This window comes from Leisingera sp. ABD4_442 (genome assembly GCF_056160905.1).
The window spans coordinates 1-15,526 of the sequence record NZ_JBSWYB010000017.1 but is presented as its reverse complement, the minus strand read 5'-3'; the positions used below and the strand labels follow the sequence as shown (position 1 = coordinate 15,526).

Sequence of the window (15,526 nt, the reverse complement as noted above, 5' to 3'; positions counted from 1 at the left end):
CGCCACAACTTTGGATCGCAAAAAATATCAAAGTTCCAAAGACTGTAGCAGATCTGCACGGTCCCGCCCTCCTGGCCAGGGGGCTTGCCGCTGCCCGCCGCCGCAGGCGGGGCTACTGGCGGCGGATCCGGTACAGATGGCCTGCGGGCAGCGGCCCTGCCAGCTTGGTTTCCGTGCCGTCCGGCCAGCGGATGCTGGCGCCCGCGGCACTGGCCGCCCGGCCCAGCCCGAAATGCGCCCGCGGCGCATCAAAGCTCATGAAGCCGCCGCCCAGCTGCAGTTCCCGGGTCTGGATGCTGCCGTCTGCGGCGGTCAGGCGGATGCGGGCGCCGATGGCAGCCCGGTTGCCCGCCAGATCCTCCAGCTCAAAGGCGATGGCGGCGTTCTGGCTGTTGTTGCGGAACAGCGCCAGCGGCCCGTTCACCGGATGGGTCAGCAGATCCAAGTCGCCATCGCCATCCATGTCAAACTGCACCGCCGCGGCCGTCATCAGGTAATCCTCCAGCCCGAAGGGGCCGGAAGCCTCGGCAAAGCGGCGCCCGCCCGCCGCCGCCGGGATGTTGTGGAAGAACAGGTTCGACGGGGAAACCTCATTGGGCACCCAGGTGCCATTGACGATATAGACGTCCAGCCAGCCGTCCTGGTCGAAATCGGCGATCTTGGTGTCCCAGCTCCAGCCGCCCACGTCCAGGCCGCGCGCCGCGGCGGTATCGGCAAAGGCGGTGCCCTGCCATTCCAGCAGCACGTTGGAGCGCAGGATCTGCGGATGGGTCAGCGCGATTTCCCCGGCCGCCGGGCGGCGGGAGGGTTTGAAATGCAGATCGCAATAGGCGCGCGGGATCTCCTGGGCGGCGGGGATCAGCGCACAGACCGAAGGGTCGCGCTTCTGGATCGCCAGATCCTTGATCAGCATCGCCTTGCAATCGGCCTGGGCCTGCCCCGTCATTGCCTGGCAGCGCCCGGCATAGGCGGGATCGAAATTGTTGCCGGTCTTGTACCAGGATTTGATGGCCATGTTCTGCTCGCAGAGCGCCTTGGCCGCGGGATCGGCAATGGCCGCGCAATAGAGCGCCAGCGGCTGCATCTTCAGGGTATCCGAGACCCCGGAGGAGCGCCCGGCGATCTGCGCCAGATAGAGCGCGGGCCGGCCGGTGTTGAACAGATCGGCGGTTTTGACCGCCATCGTGGTGGTGGTGGTATGCGGGATCAGCCCTTCCGGCTGGCTCAGCATCGCCAGCCCGCCCTTGCCGTCGCCGCGGTAGAAGTAATCCGGGATGTCGAAATCATTGCCGGCAATCAGGTCCGGGGTGCCGTTGCCGTCGAAATCGCTGAACAGCACCGACAGGGTCTCGCCGGGGATGCCGGGCAGATCGGTATAGGTCCCGCCGGTCATCTGGCCGTCCCGGTTCCACAGCACCCGGTTGCGCGCCTCCTCGCCGGGGATGCGCCGGTACCAGCCCGCCGCCCAGTTGCCCAGGGCCGCGTCCAAAGTGCCGTCGCCATCGGCATCGGCAAAGCTGAGCGCCATGGTCAGCGGCGCATCGGCACGGTTTTTCACGGCGCGCGGCGGCTCCGGGCCGAACTGCCCCTGCACATTGCGCCACCAGTAATTGCCCTGCAGGTAGCTGGCCAGGAACAGGTCGCTCCAGCCGTCATTGTCGATATCGGCCAGGGCGGCGTTGAAGACGGGGGCCTGCGCCAGCGGCCCAAGCTCTGCCGCGATCCGGGAGAACTGCCCCTGGCCGTCGTTTTCATAGAGATAGAGCCCCGCCTCGGTGGAGGCGATGGCCAGGTCCAGGTCGCCGTCCCTGTCGATATCGCCGGCCGCCAGGCTGCGGCCCTCCCAGAACGGCGGCCACATGTCGCGCATGCCGAATTCCAGCGGCTTATCAATGCCCGCGGCAGAGGCTTCCATCCGGGTAAAGCCGGTCTCTGCCGGCGGCGAGGGCGGCGCGAAGGGTGCGGCGGTGACAGTGATGCGGGCGGCATCCGGGCTGATGGCCCGCGGGCCCGGATCCAGCGTCGCCGCCTGGGCTGCGCCCCAGGGCACGGCCCGGAGCGGAGCGGTAACCGGGGCCGGGGCTTCGCTCTGCAGCAGCAGCTCCAGCGCCCGGCGGCTCTGCCAGCCGTGATAGCCCTGCGCTGCCGCCCCGGCCAGGATGCCGAGCCCGGCCAGCACCGCCGCCATCAGCGCGGCGGCGCGCAGCCCCAGGCTCTGGCGGATGATCAGAAAGGAATAGACCGAGAAACTGCCCAGCGTGATCAGCAGCGCCATCACATAGCCATGCGGCAGCCCGGCGGCCAGCAGCGCCCCGGTCAGCACCGCGTCAAAGGCCATCGGCACCGGCAGGAACAGCCCGGCCAGGGTGAGCAGCACCAGGATGCCCGCGCCAAAGCCCAGCCCGGTGATCAGATCCGGCGGCAAAAGCGTCGCCGCGGTGGCGCCCAGCAGCCCGGCCGCCAGCATCAAGGGCACCGTGAGGCGGATAATCCGCCACAGATTGGCGGCATAGGCGCGTGCCACCGCCGCCCCGGCCGCCGCCAGGCTTTCGCGCGGGGTCCCTGCGGCCAGCTCCTGTGCGGTCCAGGGGGCAGGCGCCGGCACCTCTGCGGCGGCGGCCTGCCGGGGCAGGGCGTAGCGGCAGATCAGCGGCACCGCGCCCAGGATCACCAGCAGGCTGATGCCGATCTTGGCCAGGGCCATATAGGCGGGCAGCAGGCTGAACATCATCGACAGCACCACGATGTTCAGCGACGGCGAGGCCACCATGGCCGCCAGCGCGGTTTCGGCCCGCATCCCGGCCGCATAAAGCCCGCGCCCGACCGGTGCCGCGCAATTGGCGCAGACCCCCAGCGGCGCCCCCACCGCCAGCCCCAGCACCGCATTGGCAAAGCCGCCGCGGAAGCTGCGCTGCTGCAGGCTGCCCAGAAGGGTCATGAAACCGGCGGCAAACAGAATGCCGAAGGTCATGCCCTGCCGGTTGGTGTGGAGCCAGTTCAGGGTGGTGTAGAAAATCCGCTCGGGGATGCCCATTGCCTCTGTCAGCGGGAAATGCGCCTCAAAGCTCAAGGGATCCTCCAGCTGGATCGCCCCGGACATCATCAGCTTTTCATTCAGCGCCGGATAGCGGGAGCCGGTCCAGAACAGATAGGCCAGGGTGCCCAGGATCAGGAGCGACAGAAACAGGCGTGCGGGGCGGGTTTGGACTGTCATGTCTGCCTTTATCTGGGTGTATTGCTATCTGGCGCCGGGATGTACAAGCGGGCGTGGCCGGGCCGGTTCACGACGCATGCTGCGAAACCGGCGCGCTGCCATCCGCTGCCCGCATTACTGATGGTGAGGCGGAAAGGGCATCACCGCTTCCGCCGGGGCAAGTTCCGGAGGGATAGCGAGGCCGCGCTTGGCAAGCCGGATGGCAAGCCCCAGGCGCGGCGGGCCGGAGGTGTGGCTGAGGCTGCGGTGCAGCAGGGCAGAATGAAAGAGCACAAAGCAGCCTGCCGGAATCGGAACCGGGCGCCGCTCAGCCAGAAGCTCTTCCGGGAGGCCGGTGAGAAAGTGCTCTTTGGACGGGCGCTTGTGATATGGGCGAAGATCCCTTTCGAACCCCGGCTGCGGCAGGTGTGATCCAGGTATGACTTCGAGCAGGCCATTTGTATGGGTGATGTCGGTGAGGCCGAATAAGACAGAAAAATGCGCCCCGCTTTCCTCCAGCCGTATGCTCTCCTCCTCTGCTGAATGGAAATGCTTGTCATGGTGCCATCCAACTTCGCGGCTGCCTTCTGTCTTGCTGAAGAAAGCGCTCCGCCACAAAACCAGATCGCCGCCGCACAGGCGCTGGACATGTTCGGTCAGGCCGGGGTCGGAAAGCAGGGAATGCACCACAGGGTTTTCGATATGGCCGTCCCGCTGATACATGCCTGACTGACTGTGCTGAGCAAGAACCTTCTGGGCTCTCTCTGGCTCGGCCAAAGGCAAAGGGGAGCTGTAACCAGTTATATCTAAAGATTTTTTCTCAACGGAATCGGAGATTTTACTCATTTCGGGGCAGGCCCTTTATGGAAGATTTCGAACCCTGCTTGCATACTGTGTGGCAGGCAAAGCGTCCAGATGGCTGCTCGCGCCAGGCCTAAGTCAGGCCAAAAGGGAGCGGTTCTCGGTTTCAGAATGGATCCGGGCCCAGTCATAGATTTCGAATTCGAGCGGGAACCGCTCGCGGAACCGCTCATATGCGCCCTCAGGCAGGGCCGGCCTTGGCTTGCCGGCATTCAAATGCGGCAAGCGGGCTGTCCCGGCAGGGCGGCCGAGCAGCTTTTCAAAACGCTGCAGGCAGGAGTCCAATGTTTCATAACATCCGACGCCGATAAAAAATTCTTCAAACTGCTCCCGGTAATTTTCGGCAGTGACCGGACGGGGAAAATGCTCCAGCATATTCAGATGGCCGGTCTCGAGATGCCTGCTAAGGCTGGCGTCTCCTATATCTGATCCGTGCTTCCAGTCTTCAGCGCGGCGCTGGCTGAAGAAATAGCGCGAGATATGCATGTCAAACGGATCGCGCAGGATTGTCAGGAACTGCCGGACGCTGGGATAGTAGTCTGAAATGCCAAAGCCGCGCAGCCGGTTGAAATGGCCATAAATGACTGGCGCCGCACCGGGGGCGTCCAGGTCAAGCCGGCGCGGCATTTCTCCCTTGGGCTCGTTGTAGTAATGCAGCTTAAGCTGGTCCGGGAACCATTTCTGAAACACCGTTCTGACAGATGTGCCCGCGGTTTTCGGGACATGGATGAAGATCAGGGGGTCATCCGGGGAGAAACTTCGCATGCGCACCTGCCAAATTCCGTCGAGTCTGCTGAGTTGCTCATATACAGCATGCACCCAAGCCAGGATCAACCGGCTTGGGCTGTGCCCGCGGGAAAGGCCCCGGCCGGTTTCAGTCTTGTGCTTGCAAGGCTGTTTCGAGCACTGCAATGCGGTCGTTCAGCTGTGAAATGTAGATATGTGCATGTTCCAGCTCGTTCAGCATGCCCAGCAGCTTGCTGGTCAGCTCATACTGGCCGCTTTCAGCGGTCGGGCCGACATTGGGCAGGTAGCCTTGCTTGTACATCAGCTGTGCCCGTTCGGCGATTGGCAGGATGTCGTAGTCTTCTTCGAAAACCCCATCGCAAGGCGTGGCGCAAGAGCCGGTTGTGGTGATGGTGCCCGTGATCGTCAGATCCCCGTTCTGCGTAAGCTCCAGCGGCGAGGTATTGTTGTAGCTGGTGAAAATGGCAAAAACCTGGTCGGAGTTGCGATGCGCCAGCCGCCAGTCGCCGCTTGCAGCCGTGTTTTCCAGTACGATCTGGCTGCCGCCGTTGTTGCGCAGGCGCAGCATGGTCCGCTGCGCTGGCGTCCCATTGGTGTTCTCAAGGATCACGTGATCCGTCGCGCCGCTGATATTGTCGGTTTCGACCACATGCAGCACTCCGCCGGGGCTGCTGGTGTTGATCCCTACCTCTTCATTTTCAGCGAGGTACAGCATGTTTGTTCCAGCCCCAGGCTGGATCTTGAACGGCAGCAAGCTGCCGTTGGTCACGTCGCGGACAAAGAAATTGCTTTCATTGCCGGCGAGATCCCAGGTCTGCGGGGTAAAGCCCGAGGTGCCGTCCTGCTCCAGCCGCAGGGTCGGGGTGTCGCCGTCCGGCACGTGGATCTCCACCACCGGCGAGGTGGTGCCGAGGCCGATGCGGCCGCCGTCATCCACATAAAGCGCATTCGAAGGCGCGCCGTATTCCACCGTGAAAGGCACCGCGCTGTTGTCGATGGATTCGATGGAGAATTTGTTCAGGCCGCCGTTATCCGATTCATTGGCGGTCAGCTGCCAGTCGACGGTGGGGAAGCTGGCGGTGTTGGAGGTGTCCTGGAACTTGATCCGGGTGTTGTTTTCCTTCATCCGGATGGTGTCAAAGCCGAAGCTTTCGCCATTGACGCAATCCTGGCCGACGCAGAGGCTCTGGGTGATGATCACATCGTCGTTGAAGACCTGGTCCGCCTGGGCGGCGCCGGCCATCAGGGCCAATGTGCCCGTGCCTGCGGCCAGGGATTGTAGAATTGTCTTTTTCATCTGGATTATCTCCCTGGCTTATTCCATGCGGCCGGCCGTGCCGGCGCAGAGCCTTCGCTGATTAGTCTTCGGTGAGGGTTTCCGGCGTGATGATCACGCCGCGCGACACGACAAAGGAGCCGCTCATGTAAAAAGGTTTCGCCTTGGTGCCGGCGGCTTCGCCGCGGCCGTTGTCGAGCGGATTGGCAATCTCTTCCAGCGTGTCCGTTGCCGCCTTGAGCTCATACCGGTAGGTGCCGTCCAGCACCGTGTCCCGGGCCAGTTCGAACACCGGGGTGCCGCTGGCGGCAAAGATTTCGGTGACAGTGCCATTGGGGGCGGCGATCACCAGGGTTGCATTGCGCAGCCCCAGCCAGTTCTCGAACCAGAGCGCATTGGAATTATGCTGCTGCACGGGGTCCGCCTCCAGCGCGGCGGAAGGGCCGGGCAGCCCGGCCAGAAAGCCGCAGGCCAGAACCGCAAACAGAGACAGCGGGCGGCGCAGGCCCCGGAGGTCAATAAGGCGAGCGCCCGTCATCGGAAATGTCATTCTTGAACTGCCCCTATGCTCAAATCAGATCAACCAAACGCGCCCCGTCCCGTTTTTTCCGCACGGCTTTACCCAAGGGCAGCGTCAATATACCAGAAAGAGATTTCATTTAAAGGTTTAGTGATTTTTTTCCGGGCCGCTGTTACTCGATAATACCGGCGCGGCTGAAGACGCCGAAGAAGTTGCCGAAGATGTTGGAGATGGTCAGCGCATCGTTGATCGGGGATTCGGTGGCCATGACCAGATCGCCCGGGTTCACCTGGAACTGGCGCGCCGAGAACAGCCCGTCGGCGGAGGTGAGGTCGAGCGAGAACACCACCCGCTGCTGGCGCGGCCCGCGCACCCCCGGCGCCACCGCCGAGGCCGGGTATTCGCGCAGGATCAGCAGGCCCTTGGGATCGGCCTTGCCGTCCTGGAAACCGCCTGCCACGGACATCGCGTCCATTGCCGACATCTCGTCTTTGGAGAAGATATGCAGGTCTTCTTCGCCGGTGGCGCCGAAGGAAAGGAAATAGCGCTCATCCTCCTCGACGAAAACCCGGTCGCCGCCGCGCAGCAGGGTGTCCAGGCGGGGGTTGTTCAACAGGTTGTCGACCGAGGTGCCATAGATGTTCTGGCCGCGCACCAGGCGGATCTGCGGGTTGTTGAGATTGGCGCTGATGCCGCCGCCTGCGGAAATCAGCCCCATTACCGTGTAGTTGCGGTCCGGCATCGGATAGGTGCCTGGCTGGGCCACGCCGGAGACCAGATCGACCGAATTGCCGCGGCCCTCGGCCATCGCCAGCTGCACCTGGGCGGAAGGAACAACAGGCTCCAGCGCCTCCTGAAGCTTGCGCCGGGCCAGGTCCGGGGTCAGCCCGGTGACGGTGACATCGCCCACATAGGGCATGAAGATGGAGCCGTTGGCGGCAACTTTCATATCCTGCAGCTGCACCATCTTCTGCTCGGCTGCGGTCAGCAGCGAATTGTCGTTGCTGTCCCAGATGCTGAGGGTCAGCTGGTCGCCGGGCTGGATGATCTGGGTCTTGGCGCCCTGATGGCCGCGCAGCCAATTGAGCCGCTCCTGCTTGCCGGTGGCGGGCCATGCGGCCACCGTCGGCAGCAGTGCCCGGTTCACCTGGTAGAGCGCGAAATTGGCATCCGCCTCGCCTGATTCTTTCAGGATCTCCTCGCTGGCCGGGGCGCCGCCGGGCAGGCGGGAACAGGCTGCGGGCAGAAGGATCAGGCCGGCAGCAGCCAGCCAGGGAAGAAGTTTCAGCATGAGGTGCCTGCCATTCAAGCGCTCGGGCCCCTGGCCGGGAGATATGCCCGGGGGAACCGCTTTGATTTTTGTCCGGCCAAAGGATACTGGGCTGACGCAGAGGGTCAACAGGAACAGGCAGCAGAGCATGGGGATTCCCGCCGCAGTGGTTCTGGGCGCAACAGGGCGGATCGGGCAGCTGATGCAGCTGGCCCCGCCCGAAGGGGTGCATCTGCGCCTGCAGGCGCGCCGCTTGCAGGGCGGCCCGGCCGCAACAGGCGGGGACTGGCATGTGCTGGACCCGCTGGCGGAGCCGCAGGCGCTGGCGCGCCTGGCGGCGGGGGCGGAGGCCATCCTCTGCCTGGCCGGGCCGGTGCCGGGAAGAGGCGCAGGGGAGATGCAGGCGCACATCCGCCTGGGCGAGGCGGCGGTGCGCGCAGGCGCTGCTGCAGGGGCCCGGGTGCTGCTGGCTTCTTCGGCGGCGGTCTATGGCGCGCAGGGCGGCCTGCTGACGGAAGACGCGCCGCGGCGCCCCGCCAATCCCTACGGCGCCGCCAAGGCGGAGATGGAGCACCGCGCCGCGGCGCTGGGAGCGCAGCTGGGGGTGCCGGTCTGCGCCTTGCGGATCGGCAATATTGCCGGGTTCGACGCTGTTCTGGGCGGCTGGCGGCCCGGGTTCCGGCTGGATCAATTTGCGGACGGCACCAGCCCGCGGCGCAGCTATACCGGGGTGCGGGTGCTGGCGCAGGTGCTGGCGGCGCTCTTGCAGGCGCCGGGCTTGCCGCCCGCGCTCAACATCGCGCAGCCCGGCGCGGTGGAAATGGCAGCGCTGCTGGCGGCGGCAGGGCGCCCCTTTGCCTGGACCCCGGCGCCGCAGGCGGCCATCCCTGAGGTGGCGCTGGACACGGCCCGGCTGCAGGCGCTTTTGCCCTTTGAGCTGGCGCCGGCGGATCCGGGCGCCATGGCGGCAGAATGGGCCGGATTAGAGCCGCAATTGAACAAGGAGCAGAGCAGCCGATGACCTGGCGCAAACGGATTTTCGACCTTTTCTTCGCCGCTCTGCTGATCGTGGTGCTGGGGCCTGTGCTGCTGCTGCTGCTGGGATGGCTCTTGTGGAAAGAGGGGAGGCCGCTGTTTTATGTGGCGGAGCGGATGAAGGGGGTGGATCAGCCCTTCATGCTTTGGAAGCTCAGGACCATGACCGTGGCGGACACCGATACGGGCGTCTCCGGCGGCGACAAGGCCGCCCGCATCACCCGCACCGGCGCCTGGCTGCGCTCCAAGCGGCTGGATGAGTTCCCGCAGCTGTGGAACATCCTGAAGGGCGATATCTCCTTTGTCGGGCCGCGCCCGCCGCTCAGGCAGTATGTCGAGGCGCATCCGGAGATCTACGCCGAGGTGCTGAAATCGCGCCCCGGGGTCACCGGGCTGGCCTCGATCACCTATCACCGCCACGAGGCGGCGCTCCTGGCGCGCTGCGGCAGCGCCGAAGAGACCGATGCGGTCTACTCCCGCGCCTGCGTGCCGGTGAAGGCGCGGCTGGACCTGATCTACCAGCGCCATCAGAGCATGTGCTACGACTTCGACATCGTGTTTCAGACCATTGGCAATATCTTCCGCCGAGGGTAGCGTACGGGGGCGCTGATTCCCGTTCTGACTGTTTTTGCGGCCCTGTTGCGGAGGCCGGCGCAGGATTGCGGCGCGGCGGCGGCGCAAGCATGGCAATCGCGGGGCGAAAGCGGCGGTTTTTCGCCGCTCCGCGGTTTTTTAGCAGAGGAAAACCGGGTAATAGACAGAAAACCGGTTATGATAGGAATTACGTTTTAAGAGCGGTGCGGAGGTTTCCGCCGCGCCATATTGGTTTAGTCATTTCCCCTGCCGCCCGGGCTTTTGCGGGCAGGCATGGCAGGGCCGCAGGATAAAAAGTGCAGGCAGCAGCACATGGCAGTTGAGGACAGGCGGGCATGTATAATCTGATCAGTGCGCTATCGCGCAGGCAGAAATCCTATGTATTCCTGGCCGCCGACCTGGCGCTTTTGCCGCTGGCGCTGCTGTTCACCCTGGAAGTGCAGCCGCTGCCGGATCCGGCGCTGGCGACCTTGGGGGCGCTGCTGCCGGTGCTGCCCTATGTGCTGGCCTCTGCGGCCGGGCTGGCGCTGTGGCTGGGGCTGCCGCATGTGCAGCTCAACGCCTATGAGCGCCATGCCGCGGCGCAAAGCGCACTGCTGGCGGGCGGCAGTGCGCTGGTGCTGGCGCTGCTGGCTGCGGGGTTCGGCCCGGCGCTGCCGCCCGGCACCCATGTGGTGTTTGCGATCTGCTATTTCCTGTTCATGGTGGTGACCCGTGCGGCGATGCTGCAGGTGGTGCTGGCGGTCTACCGCCGCGCCCAGCCGCGCTGCCGGGTGCTGATCTATGGCGCGGGCAATACCGGCACCCAGCTGGCCCAGGCGCTGAAGGCCCATGACGGCATCGACCCGGTGGCCTTTGCCGATGACAATTCCTCCTTGCAGGGGCTGACCCTGGTCGGGCTGCCGGTCTTTGCGCCCACGCGGATTTCCGAGATCGTGCAGGCGCGCCAGATCAGCCGGGTGCTCTTGGCGATGCCCTCGCAGAGCCAGCCGCGCCAGGCGCAGATCACCCAGCGGCTGCAGAAACTGGGGCTGGAGGTGCAGGCGCTGCCCTCCTTTGCCCAGCTGATCGGCGAGGAGGCCCTGGTCGACAAGCTGACGCCGGTGGCGCCGCAGGCCTTTCTGGGCCGGGCTGCGCGCAATGTGCCCCTGAAGGAAGCGGCCGGCTCCTACCAGGGCAAGGCGGTGCTGGTCTCCGGTGCCGGCGGCTCGATTGGTTCGGAACTGTGCCGCCAGGTGCTGACCTGCCGGCCCTCGAAGCTGGTGCTGTTCGAACTCAGCGAGCTGGCGCTTTACAATGTGCATCAGGAGCTTGGCCCCCTGGCCGAGGCCGCGGGCATCGAACTGGTGCCGGTCTTGGGCTCGGTCACTGATCCGCGCCAGGTGCGGATGGTGCTGAGTGCCCATCAGGTGCAGGTGGTGCTGCATGCGGCGGCTTACAAACATGTGCCGCTGGTCGAGGCGAACCCGCTGCCGGGCCTGGCCAACAATGTCTTTGGCACCCAGACCCTGGCCCGCGCCGCGGCGCGGGCAGGGGTTGAGCGCTTCATTCTGATTTCTTCCGACAAGGCGGTGAACCCGGCCAATGTGATGGGCGCCTCCAAACGCATGGCGGAACTCATCGTGCAGGACCTGGCGACCCGGTTCGGGGGCCGCACGGTGTTCACCATGGTGCGCTTCGGCAATGTGCTGGGCTCAAGCGGTTCAGTGGTGCCCTTGTTCCAGGAGCAGATCAGCCGCGGCGGCCCGGTCACCGTGACCGACCCGAATGTGCGCCGCTTCTTCATGACCATCAGCGAGGCGGTGCAGCTGGTCTTGCAGGCGGGCGACATGGCTCAGGGCGGCGAGGTCTTTGTGCTGGATATGGGCGAGCCGGTGCCGATCCTGCAGCTGGCCCGCCAGGTGATCGAAAGCGCGGGCCACAGCGTGCGCGATGCAGAGCATCCGGAGGGCGATATCGCCATCGAGATCATCGGGCTGCGCCCCGGCGAGAAGATGGAGGAGGAGCTGACCTTGAGCGAGGAGCTGATCCATACCCGCCATCCCAAGATCTTCTGCGCCCGCGAGACCGTGCTGTCGGAGATCGAGGTCGCGGGCTTCCTGCGCAGCCTGCGCCAGGCGGTGGCGGCGGGCGACGAGGCGGCGGCGCGGCAGGTGATCCAGCGCTGGGTCGAGGGCTACTGCCAGCCGCTGGAGGCCGGGCGCAAGACTTCCTGATCCTGCGGAAATCCCCGTATCAGGGCCGGTGCAAGCCCCGTAATTGCAAGCCCTGGCGCGGGTACGGGTGCGGCGCCGGGGCTGCAGTGGCGGGGAAACTTCCGCCGCCCGCGCCGCGGCAATTGATCCGGCCCGGCCATTCATGCTCTAAGCGGGGCAACAGGTGAGAGGGCCGGGCAAAGCGGCCCGGCAGCAGGCAGTTCCAAAGGCAGGTTTCCCGTGACCCCGACCAAGACCCTTTTGCGCCGCACCGCAGCCCGTGGGCTGCCCCGGGCGGCGCGGCTGGCGGCCCCGGCGGCCGCGCTGTGGCTGATGGCGCTGCCCGGCAGCGCCCAGCACTGGCTGCAGGGGCCGGAGATCACCCGGGCAGGCCATGGCGCCGCGCCCGGAACCGAAGCGGCCGCGCCGCGGCTGAAGCCGCTGCCGCCGCCCAGCCTCAACTTCTATGGCTCGCCCGGGATCATCGACACCCCGAGCGCTGACATGCTGCCGGACGGCCAGTATGCGGTCACCTATTCCTGGTTCGGCGGCACCTCGCGCTACAACATCACCTTCCAGGCGCTGCCCTGGCTCAGCGCCTCGTTCCGCTACAACGGCATCCAGGATTTGCGGCTGTTCGGCTTTGACACCTATTACGACCGCGGCTTTGACGTGCGCGCCCGGCTCTGGCGCGAGCGCGGCTGGCTGCCCGAGGTCACCATGGGGCTGCAGGATTTTGCCGGCACCGGGGTCTATGCGGCGGAATATTTTGTCGCCACCAAGCGGTTTCAGGGCGCCGCTTTGGGCTGGGGCCGCGCGCCCGGCCGCCTGAAACTGTCGGCGGGCCTGGGCTGGGGGCGGCTCGGCAGCAGCGGCGCCATCGGCAATATCGGCGGCAACCGCCCCACATTCGTGGGCGGCAGCACCGGCGGCGAACTGTCGACCGACCAGTGGTTCCGCGGCGATTTCGCGCCCTTCGGCGGCTTTGAATGGCAGCCCGATGAACGCTGGAGCCTGAAGGCGGAATATTCCACCGACGCCTATGTGACCGAGACGCAGATCTCGGATGTGTTCGAGCGCCGCTCCTCAATCAATTACGGCATCGAATACCAGTATTCCGACCGGGTGCGGCTGGGCGCCTATTACCTCTACGGCTCGGAAATCGGCGTCACCGCGCAGATTCAGCTCAATCCGAACAACCCGCCCACGCCGATGGCAGTGCCGGCGCCGCACCCGATCGTGCCGCGGGTGCAATGGGCCACCGAGGACAGCCATTGGAGCCAGGACTGGGCTGCCAGCGAGGCCAAGTCCCGCAAGATCCGCGATCTGGCTGCGGAAGCGCTGAAGGCGGACGGGCTGGTGCTGGAGGCGATCACGCTCGACGGCACCGCGGCTGAGCTGCGCTACCGCAACCCGCGCTACCGCTCGGCGGGGCAGGCGGCGGGCCGGGCCGCCCGCGCCCTGGCGCAGACGATGCCGCCCTCGGTGGAGACCTTCCGCCTGGTGCCGGTGCGCCGCGGCATCGGCCTGTCGGCCATCGAGATCCGCCGCTCCGACCTGGAGGCGCTGGAATTTGATGCCGAGGCGTCAGACGCGCTGTTTGCCGCCGCGGGGGTGCAGGATGCCGGGCCGCTGCCGGAAGAGGCGATCTTCTCGGGCGAGCTGTATCCGGCTTTTGCCACCTCCATCAGTCCCTATACAGAGCCTGCCTATTTCGATCCGGAGCGGCCGTTCCGGCTGGATGCGGGCCTGAATTTCAACGCCTCCTATTCGCCCGCACCGGGCTGGCGCATCGCCGGCACCATCCGCCAGCGGATCTGGGGCAATGTGGCAAACGGGCGTGCCTCCAACTCGCGGCTGCCGCGGGTGCGCACCGATCAGGTGGAATATGCCCAATTCGGCACCACCCTGGAAAACCTCTATGTGAGCCGCCTGTGGAAGCCCGGGCGCAACCTCTATGCCCGCGCCACCGCGGGCCTGTTTGAAAGCATGTTCGGCGGCGTCTCGGGCGAGGTTCTGTGGAAGCCGGTCAACAGCCGCATCGGCCTGGGGCTCGAGGCCAACTATGTGGTGCAGCGCGATTTCGACCAGCGCTTCTCCTTCCGCGACTACCGCACCTTCACCGGCCATGCCTCGGCCTATGCCGAGCTGGGCAAGGGCTATCTGATGCAGGTGGATGCAGGCCGCTACCTGGCTGGCGACTATGGCGGCACCTTCAGCCTGAACCGGGAGTTCGACAACGGCTTCCTGGTCGGCGCCTTCTTTACCCTGACCAATGTCTCGGCCGAGGATTTCGGCGAGGGATCCTTTGACAAGGGGTTCCGCTTCCGCATCCCGGTCGACTGGCTGCTGGGCAAGCCGTCGCGCTCCGGTTTCGGCCTGACCATCCGCCCGACCCAGCGCGACGGCGGCCAGCGGGTGGCGGTGCCGGACCGGCTTTACGGCTCGGTGCGCGAGGCCCACCGCAAGAGCCTGGAAGAACAGCGTGCGAGGTTCTGGGAATGAGCATGATCCGGATAACTGCTGCGGCGCTGGCGGCCGCGGTGCTGCTGCTGGGGGGCTGCGCCCGCGGGCCGGAGCAAAACCCGGCAGAGCTGGAAGTGCTGAAGGCGGTGGGCCAGCAGTTCACCAGGCTGCGCAGCGCGCCGCCGCCGCCGGTGGAACTGACCCGGGCACTGCTGGACAAGCAGACCCAGGCCTATATCGAAGTGGTGATCGAAAACCGCGATGCAAAGGCCTATCTGACCCGCAGCCTCAGCCGCCGCGACGGCAGCCCCGGCGCGATCGAGGTCTGGCGCACTCAGGACAATGTCTCTGTTGCCCTGCGCAGCGGCATGGTGGTTGCCACCCGCGGCCTGGGCGGCGGTCTGCTGTCGGCCTCTGTGCCTGCGGCCGAGGGCGTGGCGGGCCCGGCGCATGGCGGCGCCCGGCGCTATGCGGTGCGTGCCAATGGCAACGGCCAGGCGATGCTGAACATGGCCTGCAGCCTGCATGACTTGGGCCCGGCACCGGTGGAGATTGTCGAAGTGAGCCATCCCGCCCGCCACCTGCAGGAGCGCTGCGAAGGCGCCGGCGGGGCGGTCGTCAACGATTACTGGGTTGATTCCCGCCCCGGCCGCAACCAGGTCTGGCAATCGCGGCAATGGGCCGGTCCGGAGACCGGATATCTGCGGATCCGCCAGCTGCGGCTGTGACAGCTGTGCGCAGACCGCCCGTTTCCCGCGGCTTTGCGGCAACGGGCGGAAAAATTCCGCGGGACAAACCGGATTTCAACAGTTTTGCGGCTATTCCATACGTTGAAATGCGATCCCGCCTCGCCTAAGGTCGCCTCAACGCATCTTTCCATAGTTCTCCTGAGGAGTTTGAAAATGAAAACTGTTCTTACCGCCCTGACCCTGGCCGCCCTGGCCTCCGCAACCGCCGTTTCGGCGCAAGCCGTTGCGCCGACCGGCGCAGAAGCCGGTGCAGGCGGCACTGGCGGCGGCATCGGTGCTGCCGGCGGCCTGAGCGCAGGCGCCGTGGCCGGTGCCGTGGCCGGCCTGGTTGTGATCGGCGTGGTTGCCAACGACGACAACGAAACCGGCACCACCACCACCACCACCACCGAGTGACCTGCTGCCGGGCACCGGTCCGGATCAGCAAACGGATTTTGCAAACGGGCTCCTCAAGGGGCCCGTTTCTCTTTTGCGGGTCTGACTTGTTGTTTTACCATAATATGCCTTACCTGCCTTTCTCTGTTGCCGGGGGTGGATTCACAAACGAAGTGCAAATTCTGTACGAATACAGAAGCTTGCACGGAGGATGTTGAATGGGACGCCACTACTCTCACCTGAGT

The 15,526-nt window shown here is 65.7% G+C and carries 12 protein-coding genes; 6 read left to right on the top strand and 6 right to left on the bottom strand.

Annotated features, from left to right (window positions below; translation table 11 throughout):
- Positions 1-112: 112 nt before the first annotated feature.
- The 6 genes from ACXAHG_RS13815 to ACXAHG_RS13790 form a co-directional block, all read right to left on the bottom strand.
- A complete protein-coding gene (locus tag ACXAHG_RS13815; protein ID WP_475045668.1) occupies positions 113-3,214 on the bottom strand; it encodes an FG-GAP-like repeat-containing protein in 3,102 nt (1,033 codons plus the stop codon).
- 114 nt (positions 3,215-3,328) lie between these two features.
- Positions 3,329-4,039, bottom strand: coding sequence for a phytanoyl-CoA dioxygenase family protein (locus tag ACXAHG_RS13810; RefSeq protein ID WP_475045666.1), 711 nt, complete (start codon positions 4,037-4,039; stop codon positions 3,329-3,331).
- Positions 4,040-4,132: 93 nt separating this feature from the next.
- Positions 4,133-4,819, bottom strand: coding sequence for a sulfotransferase family protein (locus tag ACXAHG_RS13805; RefSeq protein ID WP_475045665.1), 687 nt, complete (start codon positions 4,817-4,819; stop codon positions 4,133-4,135).
- Positions 4,820-4,928: 109 nt separating this feature from the next.
- On the bottom strand, positions 4,929-6,098 hold the full coding sequence (locus tag ACXAHG_RS13800; protein WP_475045664.1) for a hypothetical protein: 1,170 nt from the start codon (positions 6,096-6,098) through the stop codon (positions 4,929-4,931).
- A 61-nt stretch (positions 6,099-6,159) separates the two neighbouring features.
- On the bottom strand, positions 6,160-6,615 hold the full coding sequence (locus ACXAHG_RS13795; protein WP_475058166.1) for a hypothetical protein: 456 nt from the start codon (positions 6,613-6,615) through the stop codon (positions 6,160-6,162).
- Between the two features lie 154 nt (positions 6,616-6,769).
- A complete protein-coding gene (locus ACXAHG_RS13790) occupies positions 6,770-7,888 on the bottom strand; it encodes a polysaccharide biosynthesis/export family protein (RefSeq protein WP_475045661.1) in 1,119 nt (372 codons plus the stop codon).
- Between the two features lie 127 nt (positions 7,889-8,015).
- Between ACXAHG_RS13790 and ACXAHG_RS13785 the strand changes: the two genes are divergently transcribed.
- The 6 genes from ACXAHG_RS13785 to ACXAHG_RS13760 all read left to right on the top strand — a co-directional run bounded on the left by ACXAHG_RS13785 (position 8,016) and on the right by ACXAHG_RS13760 (position 15,302).
- Positions 8,016-8,888 (top strand): NAD-dependent epimerase/dehydratase family protein, encoded by an 873-nt coding sequence (locus ACXAHG_RS13785; RefSeq protein WP_475058164.1) that lies wholly within the window; start codon positions 8,016-8,018, stop codon positions 8,886-8,888.
- A complete protein-coding gene (locus ACXAHG_RS13780; RefSeq protein WP_475045659.1) occupies positions 8,885-9,496 on the top strand; it encodes a sugar transferase in 612 nt (203 codons plus the stop codon). Before ACXAHG_RS13785 ends, ACXAHG_RS13780 begins: the two co-directional genes overlap by 4 nt.
- 335 nt (positions 9,497-9,831) lie before the next feature.
- Positions 9,832-11,712, top strand: a complete 1,881-nt coding sequence (locus ACXAHG_RS13775; RefSeq protein ID WP_475045658.1) for a polysaccharide biosynthesis protein — start codon at positions 9,832-9,834, stop codon at positions 11,710-11,712.
- Between the two features lie 219 nt (positions 11,713-11,931).
- Positions 11,932-14,196, top strand: a complete 2,265-nt coding sequence (locus ACXAHG_RS13770; protein ID WP_475058162.1) for a YjbH domain-containing protein — start codon at positions 11,932-11,934, stop codon at positions 14,194-14,196.
- Between the two features lie 2 nt (positions 14,197-14,198).
- The gene (locus ACXAHG_RS13765; RefSeq protein WP_475045655.1) at positions 14,199-14,885 is read left to right on the top strand and encodes a YjbF family lipoprotein; all 687 of its coding nucleotides are present in this window, start codon (positions 14,199-14,201) and stop codon (positions 14,883-14,885) included.
- A 174-nt stretch (positions 14,886-15,059) separates the two neighbouring features.
- Positions 15,060-15,302, top strand: a complete 243-nt coding sequence (locus ACXAHG_RS13760) for a hypothetical protein (protein ID WP_475045654.1) — start codon at positions 15,060-15,062, stop codon at positions 15,300-15,302.
- Positions 15,303-15,526 lie beyond the last annotated feature (224 nt).

What these genes read in the sequence shown, in the direction of transcription:
- ACXAHG_RS13815 (WP_475045668.1), bottom strand. Translation starts at nt 3,214, where the DNA reads ATGACAGTCCAAACCCGCCCCGCACGCCTGTTTCTGTCGCTCCTGATC.
- ACXAHG_RS13810 (WP_475045666.1), bottom strand. Translation starts at nt 4,039, where the DNA reads ATGAGTAAAATCTCCGATTCCGTTGAGAAAAAATCTTTAGATATAACT.
- ACXAHG_RS13805 (WP_475045665.1), bottom strand. Translation starts at nt 4,819, where the DNA reads ATGCGAAGTTTCTCCCCGGATGACCCCCTGATCTTCATCCATGTCCCG.
- ACXAHG_RS13800 (WP_475045664.1), bottom strand. Translation starts at nt 6,098, where the DNA reads ATGAAAAAGACAATTCTACAATCCCTGGCCGCAGGCACGGGCACATTG.
- ACXAHG_RS13795 (WP_475058166.1), bottom strand. Translation starts at nt 6,615, where the DNA reads ATGACGGGCGCTCGCCTTATTGACCTCCGGGGCCTGCGCCGCCCGCTG.
- ACXAHG_RS13790 (WP_475045661.1), bottom strand. Translation starts at nt 7,888, where the DNA reads ATGCTGAAACTTCTTCCCTGGCTGGCTGCTGCCGGCCTGATCCTTCTG.
- ACXAHG_RS13785 (WP_475058164.1), top strand. Translation starts at nt 8,016, where the DNA reads ATGGGGATTCCCGCCGCAGTGGTTCTGGGCGCAACAGGGCGGATCGGG.
- ACXAHG_RS13780 (WP_475045659.1), top strand. Translation starts at nt 8,885, where the DNA reads ATGACCTGGCGCAAACGGATTTTCGACCTTTTCTTCGCCGCTCTGCTG.
- ACXAHG_RS13775 (WP_475045658.1), top strand. Translation starts at nt 9,832, where the DNA reads ATGTATAATCTGATCAGTGCGCTATCGCGCAGGCAGAAATCCTATGTA.
- ACXAHG_RS13765 (WP_475045655.1), top strand. Translation starts at nt 14,199, where the DNA reads ATGATCCGGATAACTGCTGCGGCGCTGGCGGCCGCGGTGCTGCTGCTG.
- ACXAHG_RS13760 (WP_475045654.1), top strand. Translation starts at nt 15,060, where the DNA reads ATGAAAACTGTTCTTACCGCCCTGACCCTGGCCGCCCTGGCCTCCGCA.